Here is a 16,869-nt window from a genome sequence, read left to right on the forward strand (position 1 = left end):
ACTCGTTGATGGATCGTTGTTCAGGGACGAGCGTCGGCGCTACCGAGCCGGCGATCGATCTCCGCGGAGAGGCGGTGGGCTTGAGAGAGCGCGGTGAAGTACTGCCCGCGCGCCTGCAAGAAGGTGCGCTGCGCATCCAGCACATCCAGGAAGCCGAACTTGCCCAGCTCGAAGCCGCGGCGCGCAGCCTCGTAGGCGGTCTGGGCACCGGGGAGCACATCGCGACGCAATGCCTCGATCTCGTCGGTGCGCGCGTCGAGCTGGTCAACGGCCTGCAGCACCTCGGAGCGCAGACGCTGCTCTTCCGCTTGGGCCATCGCCTGCGCCGCGTCGCGCTTGCGCAGCGCCTGGAACTGAGCGCCCTGGTTGCGGTCGAACAGCGGAATGGGAATCGAGACGCTGATCAGCGGCTGGGTGCGGCCGATGTCGGGAGCGCGTTGCGCGCCGAGCCCCACCGTCACGTCGGGGACGCCGCGAGCTCGTTCCAGATTGAAGGCGGCTTCCGCGCGCTGAACCTCCATCTGGGCCCGACGCAGGATCGGGGAGCTCTGGATGCGGTCACCAAGGGTTTCAGCACCAGGCAGAACCGGTAGCGCGTCAGGGCTGCCGTCAACCAAGGAGATCGATCCCTGAGGTACCCCCATCACCGCGCTCAGCGCCTTCAGCGCTGCGGTGAGGTCCGCCTGAGCCAGGCGTTGCTCGATCCGAGCGGTGGATTGCGCGACACGGGCACGCGTCTCCTCGGTAGGCGACACCTTGCCCGCAGTCACGCGACGACCCACGGCGTCCGCGCCGTTGGTAGCGATGCGCAGAGACTCCTCAGCGACTTTCACGCGTTCCTGCGCGATCAACACGTCGAAGAAGGCCTGGATGGCGCCGGCGCGCGTTTCAGCACGCTGCGTCTCCAATTCCAGCGCTGCAACATCGCGGGTGCGTTGAGCCAGTTCGACGCGAGCGGATCGCTTGCCTCCCAGCTCGATGGTCTGGCTGAGCGTCACCTGCGTCGTACGCGTGGCCTTGCGGGTGTCCTCGGTGCTCAGGCCGAGCGTGGGATTCGGGATCAGGCCAGCCTGACGAATCGCGCCGTCGTTGGACTCGAGCTCGTACCCGAACGAGCGCAAGAGCGGGTTCTGACGCAACGCCGTTTGCACGGCCGCATCGAGCGTCAGTCCGGATTGAGGGTAGACCGTACCGGCCGCCGAAGCGGCGGCAGAGGCCGCGGCCTCAGGGGTTGCGGGACGGGACTCGCCAGCTTGGGCGAAGGCTTGAACTTGGAATAGTGCCGCACAAGCAAGCGGCACAAGCAATCTGCGCATCGAAAACTCCAGGGTTGTGGAAACAACTCGAAGGATTCGACGAAGGCAGCGCGGCTCAAGCCGCTAAAGGAGGAACAGGAAGGAACCCGCTGCGATCGCCGAATCAGGCGATGCGCCAATTGGGGCGTTCCGGATGATCTGGAGCGCGGGTCGAAAAGACTTGCTCGCTCAGTCCGCGCATGACCTGCGCGCTGAGATCTGCGAGCGCCATGCTGCTGCCTGAGACCGGCTTGGCAGCACTGAGATGGCACGTTCCGCAGTCGTTGTCCAAGCCGACCTTTCCGGGCTTGGTCTTGTCGCCAGGCAGAGGCTTCTTGCCCTGGGCCAGTTGACCGGCGTCAGCGTGCGAATGCACGTGATGACCGAAGTGGCTGGCTTCACTTGAACTCTCGTGCTCGCAATAGGCCGCCGCTGCACCCCAGGTGAACTGGAAGGGCATCAGCACCAGCAAGAAGATGGAGAGCCAGCGACGCATGGGTGGCAGTCTAGTAGAGGCCGACGGTTCGGTGGAACCGTCGGTCTAGCCTTTAGGGGACACGAGTGGGCATTCGGGCACAGCCCGATGGAACTCAGCTGCCTTCGGACTCGTTGCGGCTGACGTAGACCGTGAAGTTCGCGTTAGCGAAGCCTTCCGGTGCGATGACGGGCAGGTTCACGGCGCGATGTTGCGCGGAGTCGAACTTCCACGTGAACGTCTTGGCGCCGTCGCGAAACTCGACGATCTGGCCGCAGTCAACGTTGACGAAGCCGCCTTGCTTGACGTCGACCACCTTGTCGGCCTTCACGGCGGCGACAGGCAGGCCGTGGGGCGAGCGGCCGTTCATCAGGAGCTCCGGCTGGGTTGCAGCTTGGGCGCCAGCGGTCAGCATCACGGCGGCAACGGCGGAGAGGATCGACATGGAAACCTTCACTTTATGTACTCCTTGTTCGTGAACGTGACCCCCGACGGAGGCGACACAACGTTCATCGCGGAGTGAACTTTAGAAGTCGGCACCTTCCAGCAAACCGTGCGTGTTGATTACAAAACTGTCAGCTTCGGAGAGTGGCACGGTCGGCCGCAGACGCAGGTTGAGCACCTGCGGACACCCCTTCATCGTCGGTGCGCGCGACCTCTTTCAGCGGCGCCATCCAGCGAAGCGTGGCGTAGGTCACCAGGCTGAGGATCACCGCGATGTCATACAGGCCGTAGCCCACCGCACCGCCGACCGCGCCGGTCGCCCAAAGACTTGCCGCAGTGGCTGTTCCCGAAGCGCCGGCAGAGTGCTTCAGGATCGCCCCACCTCCGATGAAGCCGACGCCGGTGATGAGACCTTCCAGGATGCGGGCCTGACCGATCGAGTCGATGCCCAGTACCCGGATGGCGACCAGCACGAAGCCACAACTGGCGATGGCCACGAGAGGGAAGGTGCGTATGCCAGCGCTGCGCTCCTTGCGCTCCCGGTCCCAGCCGATGGGCAACGCAAGCACGTACGCGATCGCCAAGTCCATCACGTGGGAGGCGATCTCGACCCAATTCACTTGACCTGTCATATGTGGCTCCTAGCCGTTTGATAGTGAGAACGATCGGCAACGCGGCAAGCGTTAGGCATTCCTGACAACACCGTAATCGCGCCGTCAGCGGCTTGCCCGCAGCGGCAACTCATCATGGCGACGCACTGGGCAGCCACCCGGCCACCAGCCCGCCAACCACGATGTATCGGAGCGACCATGTCCATTCTTCGCCGCCTGTTCAGCGGCCACCACAGCGGTGGTCACGGACGAAGTGATCACCACGGCGGGCATCGCCGTCTCGGCGACCCGAGGTACGACTCGCATGGCAGTCGGAATTCGGGATGGTCGGAACCGTCGCCGCCGCCAGTGGCGCGCTCCAACGAACGGCATGTCGCCTGCATGCGCTGCGGCGCGAGCAACAACGCTGCAGGTCGCTTCTGCACCCAGTGCGGCTTCGCGCTGCGCCCCACGGCTTGCGGGAAGTGCGCCGAACCGCTCGGCACGGAAGGCAAGTTCTGCCCAAATTGCGGCACACCCATTCCCGCCGCGTCTCCAGCTTCGTCTCCCGCTTCATCTGGTTGAACCTCGCTCGTCTGGACGTTCGACCTGCAATGGCGGTGCTTCGCCGTCAGCGAGCTGTTCGATTGGTGCTTCGCAGGAGCCTGGCTTGACGAGGACAAAGCGCGAGTCTGATGTCGGACGGGTCGTTCCCGCCGGCAGCAGAAGGATCCAGCCTCGATGGTTGCTGCGGTAGCTGGTCAGGGCGAAGGGAGCTGTCGTGTCTTCCGGTCGGCGGCAATCCAGAGTCGCAGCTGGCACCTTGAACTCTGCCGCGGGGCGAACCGCCCACAGCGTCGCAAGACGCCAACCCTGGTTTTCGAGATGGGTCGGCACCCCTGGGGTCGTGCAGCCCCACAGGAAGAGCGCCAGCGTCACCAGGACGATGCCCCAGTGCGGCCTGTGCCGATCGATCTGCTTGGCTCGCCCCATTTCCACCCCCGTGTGCTCGTCGATTGCCGAGAAGGGTCGAACTGTGGGACTGACAGCCCCGCCAAACACTGACCGCGGGATTACAAGACTGACAACTTCGGATCGTTCAAGGCTTCAGCGCCTCACGACCGGACCAAGGAACTCTGATGACGACACGCATTTCCCCTCGGGCCGGCCAACCGGCGCGCGAGGAGGACCTCATCGATGTGAGCGCCCTGCGGGGAGCCTATTTTTCGCTGATTCCCAACTCCGAGGACCCTCAGCAGCGCGTGCGCTTCGGCACATCAGGGCACCGCGGCTCGTCCTTGGATGGATCCTTCAATGAGCGGCACATCTGGGCGATCACGCAGGCCATCTGTGACTATCGAAAGAGCGCAGGCACGACGGGACCGCTTTTCCTTGGCATCGATACCCATGCGTTGTCCCTGCCCGCGTGCACGAGTGCCCTGGAGGTTCTCGCGGCCAATGGCGTTGATGTCCGTGTGGCACCGTCGGGCCAGTTCACGCCAACGCCTGCTGTTTCCCTTGCGATCCTCGACTTCAACCGGATGCACGCGCCTGGTCCCCTGGCCGACGGCATCATCGTGACCCCCTCCCACAACCCACCGAGGGACGGCGGGTTCAAGTACAACCTTCCGCATGGCGGGCCGGCCGACAGCCACGCCGCGTCGGTGATCGAGGAGCTGGCCAACCAGCATCTCGCGGAGCACTGCAAGCGCGTGAGACGCGTTGAAGTTGCCAGGCCATTGGCCTCCGGTGCCGCGCGCCCTTACGACTTTCTGCAGCGCTACGTGGTGGCGCTGAGCCACGTCATCGACCTTCAAGCGATTCGAGAGTCGGGCATCCGCATCGGCGTCGACCCGATGGGCGGCGCCGGCCTCATGTACTGGGAAGCCATTGCCGACAGGTATGGTCTCCCGCTGACCGTCGTCAACGCCAACATCGACCCCACGTTTTCGTTCATGCCGCTGGACTGGGACGGCCAGATCCGCATGGACCCGTCTTCCGCGTTTGCCATGCAGGCTCTCACGCGTCAGTGTTCCTTGTTCGACGTCGCGTTTGCTTGCGACACGGATCATGACCGGCACGGCGTCGTATGTCCGAGCAGCGGCTTGCTGCCACCCAACCACTTCCTCAGCGTCGCAACGGACTATCTGCTGATGCACAGACCTCAGTGGCCCATGACGACCGCAGTGGGGAAGACCGTGGTGACCACGTCCATGATCGACCGGATCGCACAGGCCATGGATCGCCGCGTCCTGGAGACTCCGGTGGGCTTCAAATGGTTCGCCCAGGGGCTCCATGATTGCGAGCTGGCAGTGGCATGTGAAGAAAGCGCTGGGGCCTCGTTCTTGCGGCGTGACGGGTCGGTGTGGACCACTGAGAAGGATGGGATCGTGGCGGGGCTGCTCGCCGCGGAGATCACCGCCCGTGCCGGGGCGGATCCCGGGCTGTACTACCGCACGTTGAGCGCAACTCTCGGTTCGACCTGGTCAGATCGCATCGATGCGCCGGCTACACGGGGTCAGCGAACTCGGTTGGCCAACGCGAAAGCCGAAGACTTTCAGCAGCGCGTGCTCGCCGGCGATGAGATCACGCAGGTGCAAACGAGAGCGCCAGGCAATGATCAACCGATCGGCGGCATCAAGCTGACGTCGCGACGCGGCTGGGTCGCGATGCGTCCCTCAGGTACCGAGGACGTATACAAGGTCTACGCGGAGAGCTTCGAAAGCGAGGAGCATCTTCAGATGCTGCTTTGCGATGCACTGTCGCTTGCCGACGGTGTGATGGCAGATGCGGAGGCCTGACGCAGGGTCGCCGCGCGCGGAACCTGCGCAAGATCCTGGTGGGTCAACCGATCTCGCCATTGATCACGCGCCCGCAGCTGCAGCCAGCGTTCGCCCGCTACGCTTCTTTCTGGTTGGCGTCGCTGCCACCATCGTTCACTGGGTTGTCGTCGCCGCCACCGTCTCGACTTTCGGTTGGGAGCCTTTGAGGGCAAATCTGGTGGCGTGGCCGACGGCCGTGGGCGTGTCGTTCATCGGCCACCAACGTTGGACGTTTGGTTCAAGGCGAGCTGCCACGAGAAGCGCGGCCCCAAGGTTTCTGGTGGTGTCACTCGCCGGCTTCGTCCTCAACCAGGTCATGTTCGCATTGCTGCTGCGATGGACCGAACTTCGGTACGGCGCTGCACTCGCGGTGGTGCTGCTGCTTACGGCAAGCGTGACCTACCTCGCCAGCAACCTGTGGGCCTTCTCTGCTCCATTGGATCGACCATAGCTGCTGCCGAAGTGCGGACCACCGCCGGTCTTGGCGAATTCCGCATCGCGACTGGACGTAGTTGCCACCGCTAGGCTTCTTGAACTCAGAAGCTCTCGCGAAGCGGGATGCCCGCCAACCGGAGTGCTTGACGCTTCAAGGCATCCTTGCGTGACCACTCCGGCGTATTGTGGTGATCACCGCGCTGCACCTCCTCCACATAGGTCACGTAGCCGGCTTCGTTGCATACGACTATGTCAAGTTCACAGTTCTGTAAGTACATCCAATCCTCAGCGCTGAAGTGCGGCTTGAGCGCTCGCACGTCGACCAGACTGCGCATCGGATAGTTGGGAACCACAATGGAGCTTGGCAACTCGGCGCGAATCCGATGGAAGGCGTTGCACTCGGTGTTTGACCTGAACAATCGCGTCGACGTTGCCTCCGGTGGGAGGGAGGATTCGCCTTGCAGAAAGTAAGGATTGAGCACGAGCCGCCCGCGAGTGCTGCGGTGAAGCGCCTCACACATCCATCCCGAGCCTTCGGCATAAAGCTGCACGCTGGCGCCGTCTACGACGAGCGTGATGGCCTGCTCGGAGACTTCTAGGTGGCGAACGCCAGGAGTATCTAGCGCTGCGCTGGACAGCCAAACTGCCGCTTTATCCAAGGCCTCCGTCGCTTGCTCGTCGTGCAACCAGCGCTGGGTCTCGGAGCTCCAGATGGGCCACGACGCCGCTGTCATCAGCTGTTGGAAGGAGTGGCACTCGGGCAGCCACTCTTCAGTTACCCGATAGATCAGCCTGTAGCGCTCGGCCAAACCGAGGATTTCGTTTTTCTTCCCATTGTGCTTGCTCAGGTACATGTTCAAGCAGTTGAGAAAATCGTCCCCGTCTTTCGGTTTGAGCTCGATCAAGGCTCGTAGGGCCTTGTTGGGGTCGTTCTTGTGGAGCACCCAGTCCCGGCGCATACGGTCCTGGTCCGGTGTCGGCTCTTGGTGCATCTTCAGGCGCTCCAACTCCCTCTCGTAGGTTGACATAGCTCTGGGTGATTCGTCAGCGACAAGCTGGCGCAGGTCGGAGGCGAGGCGATTGTTCAAAGCAGCGCAGAAACGACAGTCGCACGACTTCGACGAGACTCTCGCGTCCGTTGTGTCCAAGCTGTGTCGGCAACGTTGGCAACTGAACATGCCGCGGAATAGCAAGGCTGGGTTGGCGACGTCTAGCGTCTTGAGGCGATAGCTTCCGTCCTCGCCGCAAGCAGGACAACGAACCTTGGCTTCAAGTCCAATGTCCAAGGACGCGAGATTCGCGAAGCTGATGCTCTTCGCGTTCTTCCACGGGGACGCGTTGCCGGTTTCGAGCAACATCCGAAGCGCTTCGAGGGCCGCCAATTTTGCGAAGACTTGGCGAAGCGTTCGAGCCTGTGGCTCCAGTGGACCGTTGGCGCCATTTCCGAAGACGGGCGGCCGTACAACGGACTTGGCCGCCGTGGCCGTTCGTTGGTCCAATATCTCCGAGAGGTAAGTGAGGACAGCGTCGCTTTGCTCCGGTGTGCATGCGGCAACCAACTCAGCGACGGCGGCGTGAATGACAGGCTGCAACATGCTAGCCAACGCAGCCTGAATCTGCTCTCGATCGAGCGACACTTCTGCCCGGTGCCGATGGTGAAGGCGAGCAAGCCTCTCCCTTCCGGCATCAGAAATCAGTGGGATCTCGTGCGCGCTGGAACGCCACCTCATGAGCCGCATGGTCACCTCTATCTGCGAAACCGTAGATCGCAGTTATCTCATAGACCTCTTCGTCCCCGACGAGGCTGCGGGCCCCAGGCACGAGCCTCCGTCATCGAGAGAGTGCACACGCGGAGCTGCCCGGACCTTTGCGCAGATGTCTGGACGCTTCATGCTGACGCGGCTTGGACTTTTTGCACCGAGGCCAGTGAGGGGGGGGCCGACGCTTTAGGTCTGGAGAGACATCGGCACCTTGTCGCGAAGCAGCTATGACCGGTCCGACCAACGAATCGCCAGCGCCGGTCTGGACGTGTCGGCGAGATGGAGACGGAGTGGGAGAGAGGGGAATTTACTTCCTGGTCGCAAAGAAAAAGGCCCGCAGATGCGGGCCTTGGGGCGCGAGCGGAAGACGTCTTACGCTGCGAGACGTGCGTTGCTCTCTTCGTGCTGCAAAGCAGCAGCTTCCGCCTGCTCTACGGCAGCGGCGGCCTCTTCAGCTTCGCGCTCAAGCGCGCGATCACGCTCCAACTCCTGCTGACGTCGCAAGGCTTGGTCACGAACGATCGCTCGCTTCTCAGCATCCACAAATCTCTTGCAGATTTCGCGGATCAACGGCTGATAGCCCATCCCATTCAGTTGGGCGATCGCCTTCAAGTCTCGAACCATCTCTTTGGTGAAGCGGATCGAAATCGGGTGAAGGCCGAGCGCTTCGTCGACGTTCTTTGACTCGTCGGCCTTTTTTGCGTGGGTCGGGTCGTTGCCGAGGTGTCCGGTGGGCCCCCAGTCATCCGCAGTCGCTTCCACGCGATCGAGCAGATCTTGGTTGATGGGCATGTGCGCTCCTAGTTTCCGTGAAGGTCAAAAATGTCTTGTATCGTCTTCGTGGCTGGGTACGCAGTCTTCAGATAGATGTTCTCTTCGTCTTCGACATACACGATCTTCAGCAGCCTTCCCACGTGGGTCTCCGCCACGAACCAAACCGTGGCCGGATCGGTCCGATGCTCTTCCCGGTCGTCGCAGACGACTCGCCCGCATCGATTGAGAAAGCACTCTCGCACTTCCCGGTCCGTGACCGAGCCGTGAGAGGGGTCCCCGATCTTCTGTCGGATCTTCTCAGAAATGACGAGCATGGCAAGATTGTATATACGCCACGATGCCCCTGCAATTTTGATGCTCTCCTCGTAGGGATGAGCGGAAGGCATCACTCGCGGAGAGCACGTATATACGTCCAGGTTCCTCCCAACACAAGCCCCGACAGACGGCCGGTGTAGCTTTGATGGGCAAACGCGCGTCCCGCGTCTTCGTTGGTGTTCGTAGATCGGAGTTACTCCGACCCAGCGTCCCATCTTTGGCTGTCTGTCACCGCGGGAAGCTGTGAGACGCCGCAATCTCCTGTGACGTCGAACCAACGCGGGATCGCACCACTCGCGGTTGGAAGCCAGCAAACTAGAGGATAACCCATTGATTTATATGGACAATTAGACGAGGCAGTCTTGCGAACAGGCTGTCAGTGAACGCCCACGTCAAAGTGGTGTCAAAAGTTCTCACAGCAGACACTCCAAAATCAAGGACTTGCCGCCGGCGGAGAAAGACCAGGGATGCAGCGCTGGTGGTCCTGTTGCTAGGGTTGGAGGCGCAAAGCTCCGGACGCCCATCAGCCGCGCCAGATCATCTAGGGCTGACAAACCGAAGGGCTGATAGCCTTTCGCATCTCTTCATCGTGCGCTCAGCTTCCTTGCCAGCTCCATCGCGCGTGCGCGAGAGGCCTCTCGCTCCTCCGGACTTGACCTCTCGGGCGACGGCACGTCTTCCAGGATCGCTTCGGCGCGGATCTGGTCAAGGTCGCCCGGATCCGAAGCAACCCAAATGGGCTTGAACCATGCTTCGAACTCGTCGGCAAGGACGCGCGGCGACGTACCTTCGGTGGACCACCGGACGTCGCCCGGGTATTCGGCAAGAATTCTCTCCAGGAACGACCGCGATAGACCCAATCGCTTGGCGACCTCGGTAGTTGTGATCCAACGGGCGTCGTCTGTCGGCTTCATGTTGACCTCGCCACGGTTGCCGGGCCACTGCTTCTATCGCTCACGATCTGACTAGCGCTTACGAGCGCCTTTGGGGCCAAGCAGCACACGGACGTTTCTTGGCTCCAGCTCGATGCCGGCGTCAAATTCTGCTTTCGTGGGCATCCGTATGCGAGCCGCCTTTTCGACCAGTTCCGAGCGGACCACGACGAATTTTCCCGGTGCTACCTTCACGCGCTTCATGACGCACCTCTTTCGCATCGAACCTACTTGCACCGCCGCGTTGGCGGCCAAGCGCTACCGTTGACCCAAGCGATCCGTCAGGCGAGCCAAGATCCACGAGCGGTAGCTCTCGGGCATTTCGAAATCGTTGGCCAAGTTGACCCTGAATTTTTCCAGCATCTGCTCCGTCGTCAGAGCTGCGTACTTAGGCTTGAGCGCCTTCTCTCGAAGGAAACCCACGGCCCAGTCCACCACTTCGCAACAGCGCAGGAAGTCCTCAGCCCGCTCCTCCGGCAGGGAGCCAGGCTCGTGAAATCGGCCATCGGGTCCTCGCGTGAGGCTGAACTTGAGTTGCATGCCGGACAGCGATCCGCCGAAGGGAGGGTGAGGGAAGTCGTCTGGAACGGCAAGGGTCATGGCTTCGCTCCTTCAACAAACTGTGCGGCCGCGGGTGCCCGACTCATGCGAGCTGCGCTTGGCCCGTCGAGCTCGCCAGGCACCACCACCTCCAGCTCGCCGTCCCCGTTGATGGCCGTGATGCCACGCAACCCTACCCCTACGGACTTGAAGCCCTGAGATCGCCACGCCTGCGATTGATCCTCAAACCGCCAACGCGCATCGTGAAGGTGTCCGTGCGCAAGCAGACTCACCCCTAGGGCGCGCGCCAGGTCGTCCAGGACGGGGAACCCGTACGGGTGATATCCGCTCGCCTCATGGGTCACGAGAATGTCTGCCCGCTGCCGCTTGAGCCGCTCGAAGTCTTCGGGGTAGATGGTGCCCCAATGCTTGAAGTGAGGCCCCTCACCGTAGCGATCCTGACGAGGCGTTGAACGCGCATGTTGGCGCATGCTGCTGAAGCTTGGCGGTGCGCCAGCGGAACCGCCGGCCCCCTTGGGCATCCAAACACTGCCGCGGAATACGTGCCCGAGGCCGGCGATCCTTCGCCCATCCTCGAGCTTCACAACCCGGCCATGCAGGTTCCTATCCGCCAGCCCGCTCTGCCAAGTGCGCTCGATGTCGACGATCCGATCCGAGTCATGGTTCCCCGGGATCCACCATACGCGGTCGGCCACCGGAGCCAAGACCGTCTCCAGGGGAGCGTCAGGCTCCATGTCGCCGAGAAGGATGACCGCAGCGGGATCGATCTTCGTCGTCGCCTCAAGGATGTGGGTGAACTGCCCGTGAGGATCGCCGCAAAGCAGGATGGGTCGAAGGTTCATGAGTCAGGAGCCGCGCTTCGCCTCCGACGCGGCAGGTCGGAATTCAGGCTGGCAAGGGCATTCCTAAACCGTCCGCAGGCCAGGGATCCAGTCCGTCAGAGTTGAGGGACGGCCTTGGCGTTCTAACAGCTAATCCGGCTCTGGGCAACGTAACACTGTTGAAGGCGTGCTCCTCGCATCAACCCGTGCCATGGCGCCGAGGACCAGATATTGGCCCCTTCGTGTCCCGCTTCAACTGCAGCTTGCCCAGTTCAAGGCCGGCCTTTCTCAGGGCGTTGAGCGCCGCTGCATGACCGGACACCCTTTCGCCCTGCGCCTTGCTATGACGGAAGTCGACCTTCGGGTCCCCGGGGCAATAGGGGAGCACTCGCTCCATTACGCCCCGGTGTTCCCGGATGGCCTCAAGGAGACGGGGGAGCCAAGCATCAATGTCGTTGGGGCGCTTCAGGGCTATCGCCAACCCGCTGTACTTGTCGTTCTCCAACTCTTCCAACCCACCCTCCGGAGTTGCCTTGCTCCGTCGTTCGACATCAAGGATGAAGATGGTCCGGTCGGGAGTTTGCACACGCGCGATCAGAACACCCCGCGGAGTCCGGCCATCAACATCGACGTAACCCCAGCTATCGCCCCCCGGCAAGGCCTCATGGTCGCTCAAGCCAGGTATGCGAAGAGGCTGAAGTCGCGGAGGCCTGCTGTCCCAACGTGGATTCACATCCACGAAGTCGTCCTCGCGCGTGAACCAACTCAAGGTCATCACCTGCTGCGGATGTTCCGTGGCCAAGAACCTCAGCCCCTCCCAGAGGTCGCGCAGCGTCCCGTACGACTTCAGCTCAATGGCCGAGTGGTGCGACGCATAGCTCACACCGCCAGCTTGAGATCCCCCGCGTTCTGCGGCTGACGCTTGATCTGCAGGTTCCTCTTGGGGGATGAGCGTCCCGCGGGGCTTGCGCTCGCCCCCCTCCTGACTTCGGCTCACAATTTCGCGAGCCACGCCCAGGATCTGCATCTTTGGGTCCCGCATCAGCACTGAGCTGGAAGAGGTTGTGGGTGCTTCCAGATCGACAAGGGACGCCTCCGCCTTGTCGTCGGCGTCAAATTGGCGTCGGTAGTAGCCGCCGGGCCCGATCTCTCCGTTCTCGCGGCGTTCGTCGACACCGTCGTCTTCCTCGGTCAATGCTTGGTCGCGAACGACCTCGATCGGCGGGCCCGACGGCTGCGACATCCCGGTGATTCGAAGGCCAAGGAACGTCTGTTCATCGACCTGCAATCCCTCGACCTCGAGTTGTGCCGTCCCGTGCCACCAGGGATGAATCTTCGGGAATGCAACTTCACGGAACCAGTCTTCGCTCTCATGTTCGGACCACCGCCCGTCCGCGCTACCTGTTGTCGCAGTGGCAGGCTTTCGTGGTCGGACCACGGCTTGAAGCTGCTGAAAAAGTTCGTTGACCCGCTCGCGCGTCTGCTCTTCGAAGAGCAGATGCCCCAGGAGCAGGGCATCGTCCTGATACATGCCCGGATGGAGCCGCAGTTGCCATCTCGAAGACGACGACCCAAGGATCGTCGAGCACATCATGGGAAGACAGTTTTTGAGTGAATGTTGGGTCAACAGCCTCGTGAGTCGACCCGATCTGCCGTAGCAGCGAGCGAGGAAAACAGCAGCGGGAATCAGGAGCGTTAGCCCTTTCGCCGTCGTGAGCCGGACCATCTCGCTGCGGTCTCTGCCGTGCTTTCGGAGAAGGTATTTCTCGGGCGGGAAAGGGAGATTTCCACCCGAGCCGGCCATGGAAACAAAGTCGTACTTCCCGTCCGAGAAGTCCACCGTGAACAACCTGCGCTGGTAACGGATTTGACTCGTCGAACGCTTGTTGGACCAGATCGAGCCGATCGACAGCAGGGGCAGCGACGTGATCGCCATGGTCCTGGAGAAGAACTCGCCGAACGTGTTGTCCGGTCTGAGGTCGCGAAAGAGCACCTCGATATGCGGCAGCGCCACGTCCTTCCGGGGGTTCTGCATGATGCCCAGGGGCCACCAAACGACGCAGGCTTCGTCTTCCTCGTTCCCCTCGCTCCGCTTGCGGCGCCCCAGGGCCGCCAATTCGGGACTGCGTATTACTTCTTCTCGGTCGATGAGATCAGGCACGGTTGCGGGTTTTGAGAAAGCTCTGGGGCAAAGTATTGCCTCACCGTCGCCTCGTCCAAGAGCAGTGCAGCGTGCCCCTCACCCAAACGCCAAGTTCGTCACGAGCGCGCACGGTAGGTGCGGCCTGGCCACTCGAGCGTGCGCCTCAGTTGATGGTCACCTTGAACCGCGATACATAGGAGACGGATCAGGGATCCAGTACCGTTCCGCGCCATGCTCAAGCTCCACGCCACCGTATGCGGTGGAAAGCTTTCCCTCCGCCAGCAGGCGCTGAGCTTGCTTAAGAGAAATCCAATGGAAGTACATGAGCGCCACCGGCCGCCAGCGCTGATCAAAATCGGTAGAGCGGTCCTCTTCGAACAGCATCTGCCGGATCTGCACCTCAAGTTGTCGACGGCGCCTGTGGAAGATCGTGCGAGCGCTGGATTTCGGCACCGCAAGGTTGACGCCGAGCGTCTCACGAAGGAATGTCGCGAAGGCGAAGAGCGCGGCGCGTTGACCAGGCGCCTTCATGAGGTAGTGTGTGACGTCATCCTGCGCCGGGAGCTGGTCCCCTGCCAAAGATGCCAGATCGAGGGCGGGTCTAAACGACAGCCGCGCGGTCCGCACCGAGATATCTCCCTGTGCAACTCGCTTGCTCAAGAACTGATGAAATGCCATCAACGCTTGGCGAGGCAACGGCTGCTCTGGTAGCTCAGAGAGTTGCTCTTCGAAGCGCCTGGCTTCGGACGCTTGTATCTTCTTCTTGGCACCGATCTCGACTCCGAGCACTTCCGACAACCACCTGGCCGCTAGCAGGTGCGTGCGCAAACCTTGCGTTCCAAAATGGCCCAGCAGATCATCGGAGCGCCAGCCACCATCGTTGCGCTCCGGGAGAGCAGCTAGCTTGACGAAGAAGGCTACATGGCGCGGCAGTGACAGCGCCGTGCGTTTGGGGTCCGTTGTTGTGGCCGCCCAAGCCGCAAATTCCTTGAAGCGCTTTTGGATGCTGGCACGCGGGACCATATGCGAAAGCTGGTCCGCGTCGATCGAGCATTTCTGCGTCCAGTAGCAGCACTCACACCGGCCATTCGCCCCTGCAGCGACCGCGCTCCCGCAGGCTCCGCAAGGTGCCGAGGGGTTCTCCGCGCACTTCTTGCAGATCCATCTTCCGTCCGCGGTGGCAGTGCATGACCGCGATCGCCGGCAGCTGCTGCAGGTGTGGTGGTCGCTGTTGCATCCCGGACAAAGTCGCGGAGCTTCAGGATTGCCGTGGCGGCGAGACAACCGCGCTGATGGACGGTTGCAGCGTTCACACGGCTCCTCGTCAACGAAATAGGTCCGACAACTCGAGCACGCAGGGCCGTTCGCCGTGAGCTTTCCTAGCGGCTGCCCGAAACGACGGCACCGCACACACGGCTGCTTCTTGATGCACGCCGTGCACACAGCGTCGGGTTCGCGCACAAAGAGCCGACTGAACATGCCGCAGCCACCGCACAACCGTCGCTTGAACAGCCGCGAGTAGCAGGTGTTGCAGTATGGAATCTCACGGTAGACCTTGTGGGCGCGATCAATCGCGTGATCGCAGCCTCCGCAGATGATGCTCTTTTCGGTCATAGGTATGCTCGATGCATGCGGCGCAGAAGGCGCGCCCATTCCTGGCGGACCAACCCCGCCGGCCGCGCACCCGAGTTCGGTCTGAACGTCGGGCTCCTACGTTTCTCACCTGATCGAGGATGCTGGGGGCCTGCCAGTAAGCAGGACACATCTTGCGACGTCATCTGCGCCAGCTGACTTGCCACCCGGCCAAGACGCAGATGGCGCTCACGCACGGATAGCAGTTCGAAGCGAAGTCCCGGCCCAATCGGTACCGGAGGGTTGCCGTTCACCATCAGTTCCTTAGGCTGCTTGAGCCGAACGCAGTGCTGCAGAACCCCGAACCATGCAGGCGTCGCGACTTCGAGCGATCCGAGGGCACCTGTGCCGCACTTCAGCACGGTGTCCGCCCGTGCCTGCATCTCAGCGGCCCACGGGTCCAAGCGACTCGCGATGGCACTGCGGTGATCGAACTGACAGTTCCAGCAGCTCGTGAGGCTCACGGGACGAGGAGTGTCGCGAAATGGTTGATGCACGGCCAGGCACTTGCAGCAGTGCTCAAGGAGTTCGCAACCGTGGTTCAAACAGCCCACATTCCATGCCGCACGCCATGCTCTACGGAGATAGGGTCGGACATCCGACGCGAGGCATTCGGGGCAAAACGGCTGGCCGCCCGCGTTCCTACGATTGCGCATTCCCCTTGCTGCCAGCCAAGGCCATACTGGCTCCGCGTGGCTAAGCGAAGCACCCAAGGGCCGAAGCAAATCGCGCATCTCGCAGGCGCGAATTCGCTCCGCGTCTACACCGCAGGCTCGATGCAACGCATCTAAGCGGGCATCACTGAGCCCGCGATCCAGATCCACTGTCCATGCCCGCCAGCCTGGCCAGATCACGCCGGTCAAGGTGAGCGGTTCGCAGCGCGCTGCGACTGCGGAGCGCAGAAGCCAACTTGAAAGCGTCTCGTCTACCTGGATTGGAGCAAGGCGGATCACGCAATCGCCTTCAGGCAGCCTTGCCTCGCAGCTTCGCGGTGCGGTACATGCCTCTGGCGCGGATGGCATCCTCAGTGATCTGCTCGATGCCTGTCTTGATCGCATTCTTGGCGAGCTCCTGAAGAAGGAACTGCAGATCGCCAAGAACTCCGCCAGAGTTCGTGTGGAGGAGGCTTGCCAGCCTGACCGTCGACAGGTGCGACGCCTTGCGCAGCGGCAACACGCTTTCGAACCCAGCGAGCAGCGTCTGGAACTTCTCGTCGGCGTCCCAAAGCGGCAGCGGCAAGACCTCAAATCGGCTGGTGTGCTGCGGGTCCGTGTACAGGACTTGGACCGCATTCGCAGTTCCGATCCCGATGATGGGGACCCCACAGACGTTGCTCAGGTACTTGATCGCGTTCATCACTTCACCCTGCTTCTTCCTCGTCCCGCCTAGCAAGCTGTGGAACTCGTCGATGAAGATCATCCTGACCTTGCAGTCGCGCAACTGCTGGACCACCTGATTGCGCAGAGTGATCGCTGGAGACGTGGCTCGATATGCCGTCCAGAATTGGTCAAGGATGGTTGCGTACAGGCCCTTCTCATCTGGAGTGGGAGGCGCCTGCGCGATGATTACCGGCTTGACCGCCTCCCGCTCCTCATCAATGAACGGCTCTCCGCATTGCTGGGCGAAGCGATACATCAGCGTGGTCTTCCCGTTGTTGGGCTCGCCAATGAGCAGATAGTTTTTTGGCCGTATGCGCGACGGTGCATTGAGAACACCCGTGAAGACGTCCAACACCTCCTTCGCTCGTCCGTAGCCTACCCAGCGGTCCTCTTCGATGAATGCGAGACGTTGGGCATCCGTCAGCTGCATCACATGGCGAAACTTCTCGTTGACGTGGTCGTAGGGTCCGGAAGAAGTTGGACTACTCATG

General features: G+C 62.0%; 18 protein-coding genes. 3 read left to right on the forward strand and 15 right to left on the reverse strand.

The window, feature by feature from the left end; translation table 11 throughout:
- Positions 1 to 20: 20 nt before the first annotated feature.
- From BM393_RS16650 to BM393_RS16660, 4 genes are all read right to left on the reverse strand, one after another.
- On the reverse strand, positions 21 to 1,316 hold the full coding sequence (locus tag BM393_RS16650; RefSeq protein ID WP_091728651.1) for a TolC family protein: 1,296 nt from the start codon (positions 1,314 to 1,316) through the stop codon (positions 21 to 23).
- Positions 1,317 to 1,419: 103 nt separating this feature from the next.
- Positions 1,420 to 1,791 carry a cation efflux protein, CzcI family gene (gene czcI, locus BM393_RS25315; RefSeq protein ID WP_088384625.1) on the reverse strand — a complete coding sequence of 124 codons (372 nt, stop codon included), beginning with the start codon at positions 1,789 to 1,791 and terminating at the stop codon, positions 1,420 to 1,422.
- A 94-nt stretch (positions 1,792 to 1,885) separates the two neighbouring features.
- Positions 1,886 to 2,215 (reverse strand): CzcE family metal-binding protein, encoded by a 330-nt coding sequence (locus BM393_RS16655; protein ID WP_141225364.1) that lies wholly within the window; start codon positions 2,213 to 2,215, stop codon positions 1,886 to 1,888.
- 130 nt (positions 2,216 to 2,345) lie between these two features.
- Positions 2,346 to 2,846: an MgtC/SapB family protein gene (locus BM393_RS16660; RefSeq protein WP_091728654.1), complete on the reverse strand. Its 501-nt coding sequence runs from the start codon at positions 2,844 to 2,846 to the stop codon at positions 2,346 to 2,348.
- Between the two features lie 360 nt (positions 2,847 to 3,206).
- Between BM393_RS16660 and BM393_RS26430 the strand changes: the two genes are divergently transcribed.
- From BM393_RS26430 to BM393_RS26435, 3 genes are all read left to right on the forward strand, one after another.
- Complete coding sequence (locus BM393_RS26430; RefSeq protein ID WP_404932666.1) at positions 3,207 to 3,389, forward strand: double zinc ribbon domain-containing protein; 183 nt, start codon at positions 3,207 to 3,209, stop codon at positions 3,387 to 3,389.
- Between the two features lie 554 nt (positions 3,390 to 3,943).
- The gene (locus BM393_RS16670; RefSeq protein WP_091728664.1) at positions 3,944 to 5,605 is read left to right on the forward strand and encodes an alpha-D-glucose phosphate-specific phosphoglucomutase; all 1,662 of its coding nucleotides are present in this window, start codon (positions 3,944 to 3,946) and stop codon (positions 5,603 to 5,605) included.
- The gene (locus BM393_RS26435) at positions 5,592 to 6,077 is read left to right on the forward strand and encodes a GtrA family protein (protein WP_091728668.1); all 486 of its coding nucleotides are present in this window, start codon (positions 5,592 to 5,594) and stop codon (positions 6,075 to 6,077) included. Before BM393_RS16670 ends, BM393_RS26435 begins: the two co-directional genes overlap by 14 nt.
- Before the next feature lie 85 nt (positions 6,078 to 6,162).
- Here the strand turns inward: BM393_RS26435 and BM393_RS25320 are convergent, their stop codons facing one another.
- The 11 genes from BM393_RS25320 to BM393_RS16725 form a co-directional block, all read right to left on the reverse strand.
- The gene (locus BM393_RS25320; protein ID WP_217648458.1) at positions 6,163 to 7,800 is read right to left on the reverse strand and encodes a transposase; all 1,638 of its coding nucleotides are present in this window, start codon (positions 7,798 to 7,800) and stop codon (positions 6,163 to 6,165) included.
- A 393-nt stretch (positions 7,801 to 8,193) separates the two neighbouring features.
- The gene (locus tag BM393_RS16685; protein WP_091728677.1) at positions 8,194 to 8,613 is read right to left on the reverse strand and encodes a hypothetical protein; all 420 of its coding nucleotides are present in this window, start codon (positions 8,611 to 8,613) and stop codon (positions 8,194 to 8,196) included.
- A gap of 8 nt (positions 8,614 to 8,621) precedes the next feature.
- The gene (locus BM393_RS16690) at positions 8,622 to 8,909 is read right to left on the reverse strand and encodes a hypothetical protein (protein ID WP_091728680.1); all 288 of its coding nucleotides are present in this window, start codon (positions 8,907 to 8,909) and stop codon (positions 8,622 to 8,624) included.
- Between the two features lie 585 nt (positions 8,910 to 9,494).
- Positions 9,495 to 9,824: a hypothetical protein gene (locus tag BM393_RS16695; protein ID WP_091728684.1), complete on the reverse strand. Its 330-nt coding sequence runs from the start codon at positions 9,822 to 9,824 to the stop codon at positions 9,495 to 9,497.
- A gap of 51 nt (positions 9,825 to 9,875) precedes the next feature.
- The gene (locus BM393_RS25795) at positions 9,876 to 10,046 is read right to left on the reverse strand and encodes a hypothetical protein (protein ID WP_175538376.1); all 171 of its coding nucleotides are present in this window, start codon (positions 10,044 to 10,046) and stop codon (positions 9,876 to 9,878) included.
- A gap of 54 nt (positions 10,047 to 10,100) precedes the next feature.
- Positions 10,101 to 10,442: a hypothetical protein gene (locus BM393_RS16700; protein ID WP_091728688.1), complete on the reverse strand. Its 342-nt coding sequence runs from the start codon at positions 10,440 to 10,442 to the stop codon at positions 10,101 to 10,103.
- Positions 10,439 to 11,245, reverse strand: a complete 807-nt coding sequence (locus tag BM393_RS16705) for a metallophosphoesterase (RefSeq protein ID WP_091728693.1) — start codon at positions 11,243 to 11,245, stop codon at positions 10,439 to 10,441. Before BM393_RS16705 ends, BM393_RS16700 begins: the two co-directional genes overlap by 4 nt.
- Positions 11,246 to 11,423: 178 nt before the next feature.
- Positions 11,424 to 13,385 carry a hypothetical protein gene (locus BM393_RS16710; protein WP_141225366.1) on the reverse strand — a complete coding sequence of 654 codons (1,962 nt, stop codon included), beginning with the start codon at positions 13,383 to 13,385 and terminating at the stop codon, positions 11,424 to 11,426.
- 156 nt (positions 13,386 to 13,541) lie between these two features.
- Positions 13,542 to 14,390, reverse strand: coding sequence for a hypothetical protein (locus BM393_RS16715; protein WP_141225367.1), 849 nt, complete (start codon positions 14,388 to 14,390; stop codon positions 13,542 to 13,544).
- 587 nt (positions 14,391 to 14,977) lie between these two features.
- Complete coding sequence (locus BM393_RS26440; RefSeq protein ID WP_091728704.1) at positions 14,978 to 16,057, reverse strand: TniQ family protein; 1,080 nt, start codon at positions 16,055 to 16,057, stop codon at positions 14,978 to 14,980.
- A complete protein-coding gene (locus BM393_RS16725) occupies positions 15,963 to 16,868 on the reverse strand; it encodes a TniB family NTP-binding protein (RefSeq protein WP_091728707.1) in 906 nt (301 codons plus the stop codon). Before BM393_RS16725 ends, BM393_RS26440 begins: the two co-directional genes overlap by 95 nt.
- Between the last annotated feature and the right edge of the window lies 1 nt (position 16,869).

Origin of the sequence: Mitsuaria sp. PDC51 (assembly GCF_900113225.1) — a bacterium.
Taxonomy (GTDB): Bacteria; Pseudomonadota; Gammaproteobacteria; order Burkholderiales; family Burkholderiaceae_C; genus Roseateles.

Excerpts from the sequence above, each read along its gene's own strand:
- BM393_RS16695 (WP_091728684.1), bottom strand. The coding sequence starts at position 9,824 with ATGAAGCCGACAGACGACGCCCGTTGGATCACAACTACCGAGGTCGCC.
- BM393_RS25320 (WP_217648458.1), bottom strand. The coding sequence starts at position 7,800 with ATGCGGCTCATGAGGTGGCGTTCCAGCGCGCACGAGATCCCACTGATT.
- BM393_RS16715 (WP_141225367.1), bottom strand. The coding sequence starts at position 14,390 with ATGGTCCCGCGTGCCAGCATCCAAAAGCGCTTCAAGGAATTTGCGGCT.
- BM393_RS16660 (WP_091728654.1), bottom strand. The coding sequence starts at position 2,846 with ATGACAGGTCAAGTGAATTGGGTCGAGATCGCCTCCCACGTGATGGAC.
- BM393_RS25795 (WP_175538376.1), bottom strand. The coding sequence starts at position 10,046 with ATGAAGCGCGTGAAGGTAGCACCGGGAAAATTCGTCGTGGTCCGCTCG.
- czcI (WP_088384625.1), bottom strand. The coding sequence starts at position 1,791 with ATGCGTCGCTGGCTCTCCATCTTCTTGCTGGTGCTGATGCCCTTCCAG.
- BM393_RS26435 (WP_091728668.1), top strand. The coding sequence starts at position 5,592 with ATGCGGAGGCCTGACGCAGGGTCGCCGCGCGCGGAACCTGCGCAAGAT.
- BM393_RS16700 (WP_091728688.1), bottom strand. The coding sequence starts at position 10,442 with ATGACCCTTGCCGTTCCAGACGACTTCCCTCACCCTCCCTTCGGCGGA.
- BM393_RS16670 (WP_091728664.1), top strand. The coding sequence starts at position 3,944 with ATGACGACACGCATTTCCCCTCGGGCCGGCCAACCGGCGCGCGAGGAG.
- BM393_RS16705 (WP_091728693.1), bottom strand. The coding sequence starts at position 11,245 with ATGAACCTTCGACCCATCCTGCTTTGCGGCGATCCTCACGGGCAGTTC.
- BM393_RS16650 (WP_091728651.1), bottom strand. The coding sequence starts at position 1,316 with ATGCGCAGATTGCTTGTGCCGCTTGCTTGTGCGGCACTATTCCAAGTT.
- BM393_RS16685 (WP_091728677.1), bottom strand. The coding sequence starts at position 8,613 with ATGCCCATCAACCAAGATCTGCTCGATCGCGTGGAAGCGACTGCGGAT.
- BM393_RS16690 (WP_091728680.1), bottom strand. The coding sequence starts at position 8,909 with ATGCTCGTCATTTCTGAGAAGATCCGACAGAAGATCGGGGACCCCTCT.
- BM393_RS16725 (WP_091728707.1), bottom strand. The coding sequence starts at position 16,868 with ATGAGTAGTCCAACTTCTTCCGGACCCTACGACCACGTCAACGAGAAG.
- BM393_RS16655 (WP_141225364.1), bottom strand. The coding sequence starts at position 2,215 with ATGTCGATCCTCTCCGCCGTTGCCGCCGTGATGCTGACCGCTGGCGCC.
- BM393_RS26440 (WP_091728704.1), bottom strand. The coding sequence starts at position 16,057 with ATGCGATCAAGACAGGCATCGAGCAGATCACTGAGGATGCCATCCGCG.
- BM393_RS26430 (WP_404932666.1), top strand. The coding sequence starts at position 3,207 with ATGCGCTGCGGCGCGAGCAACAACGCTGCAGGTCGCTTCTGCACCCAG.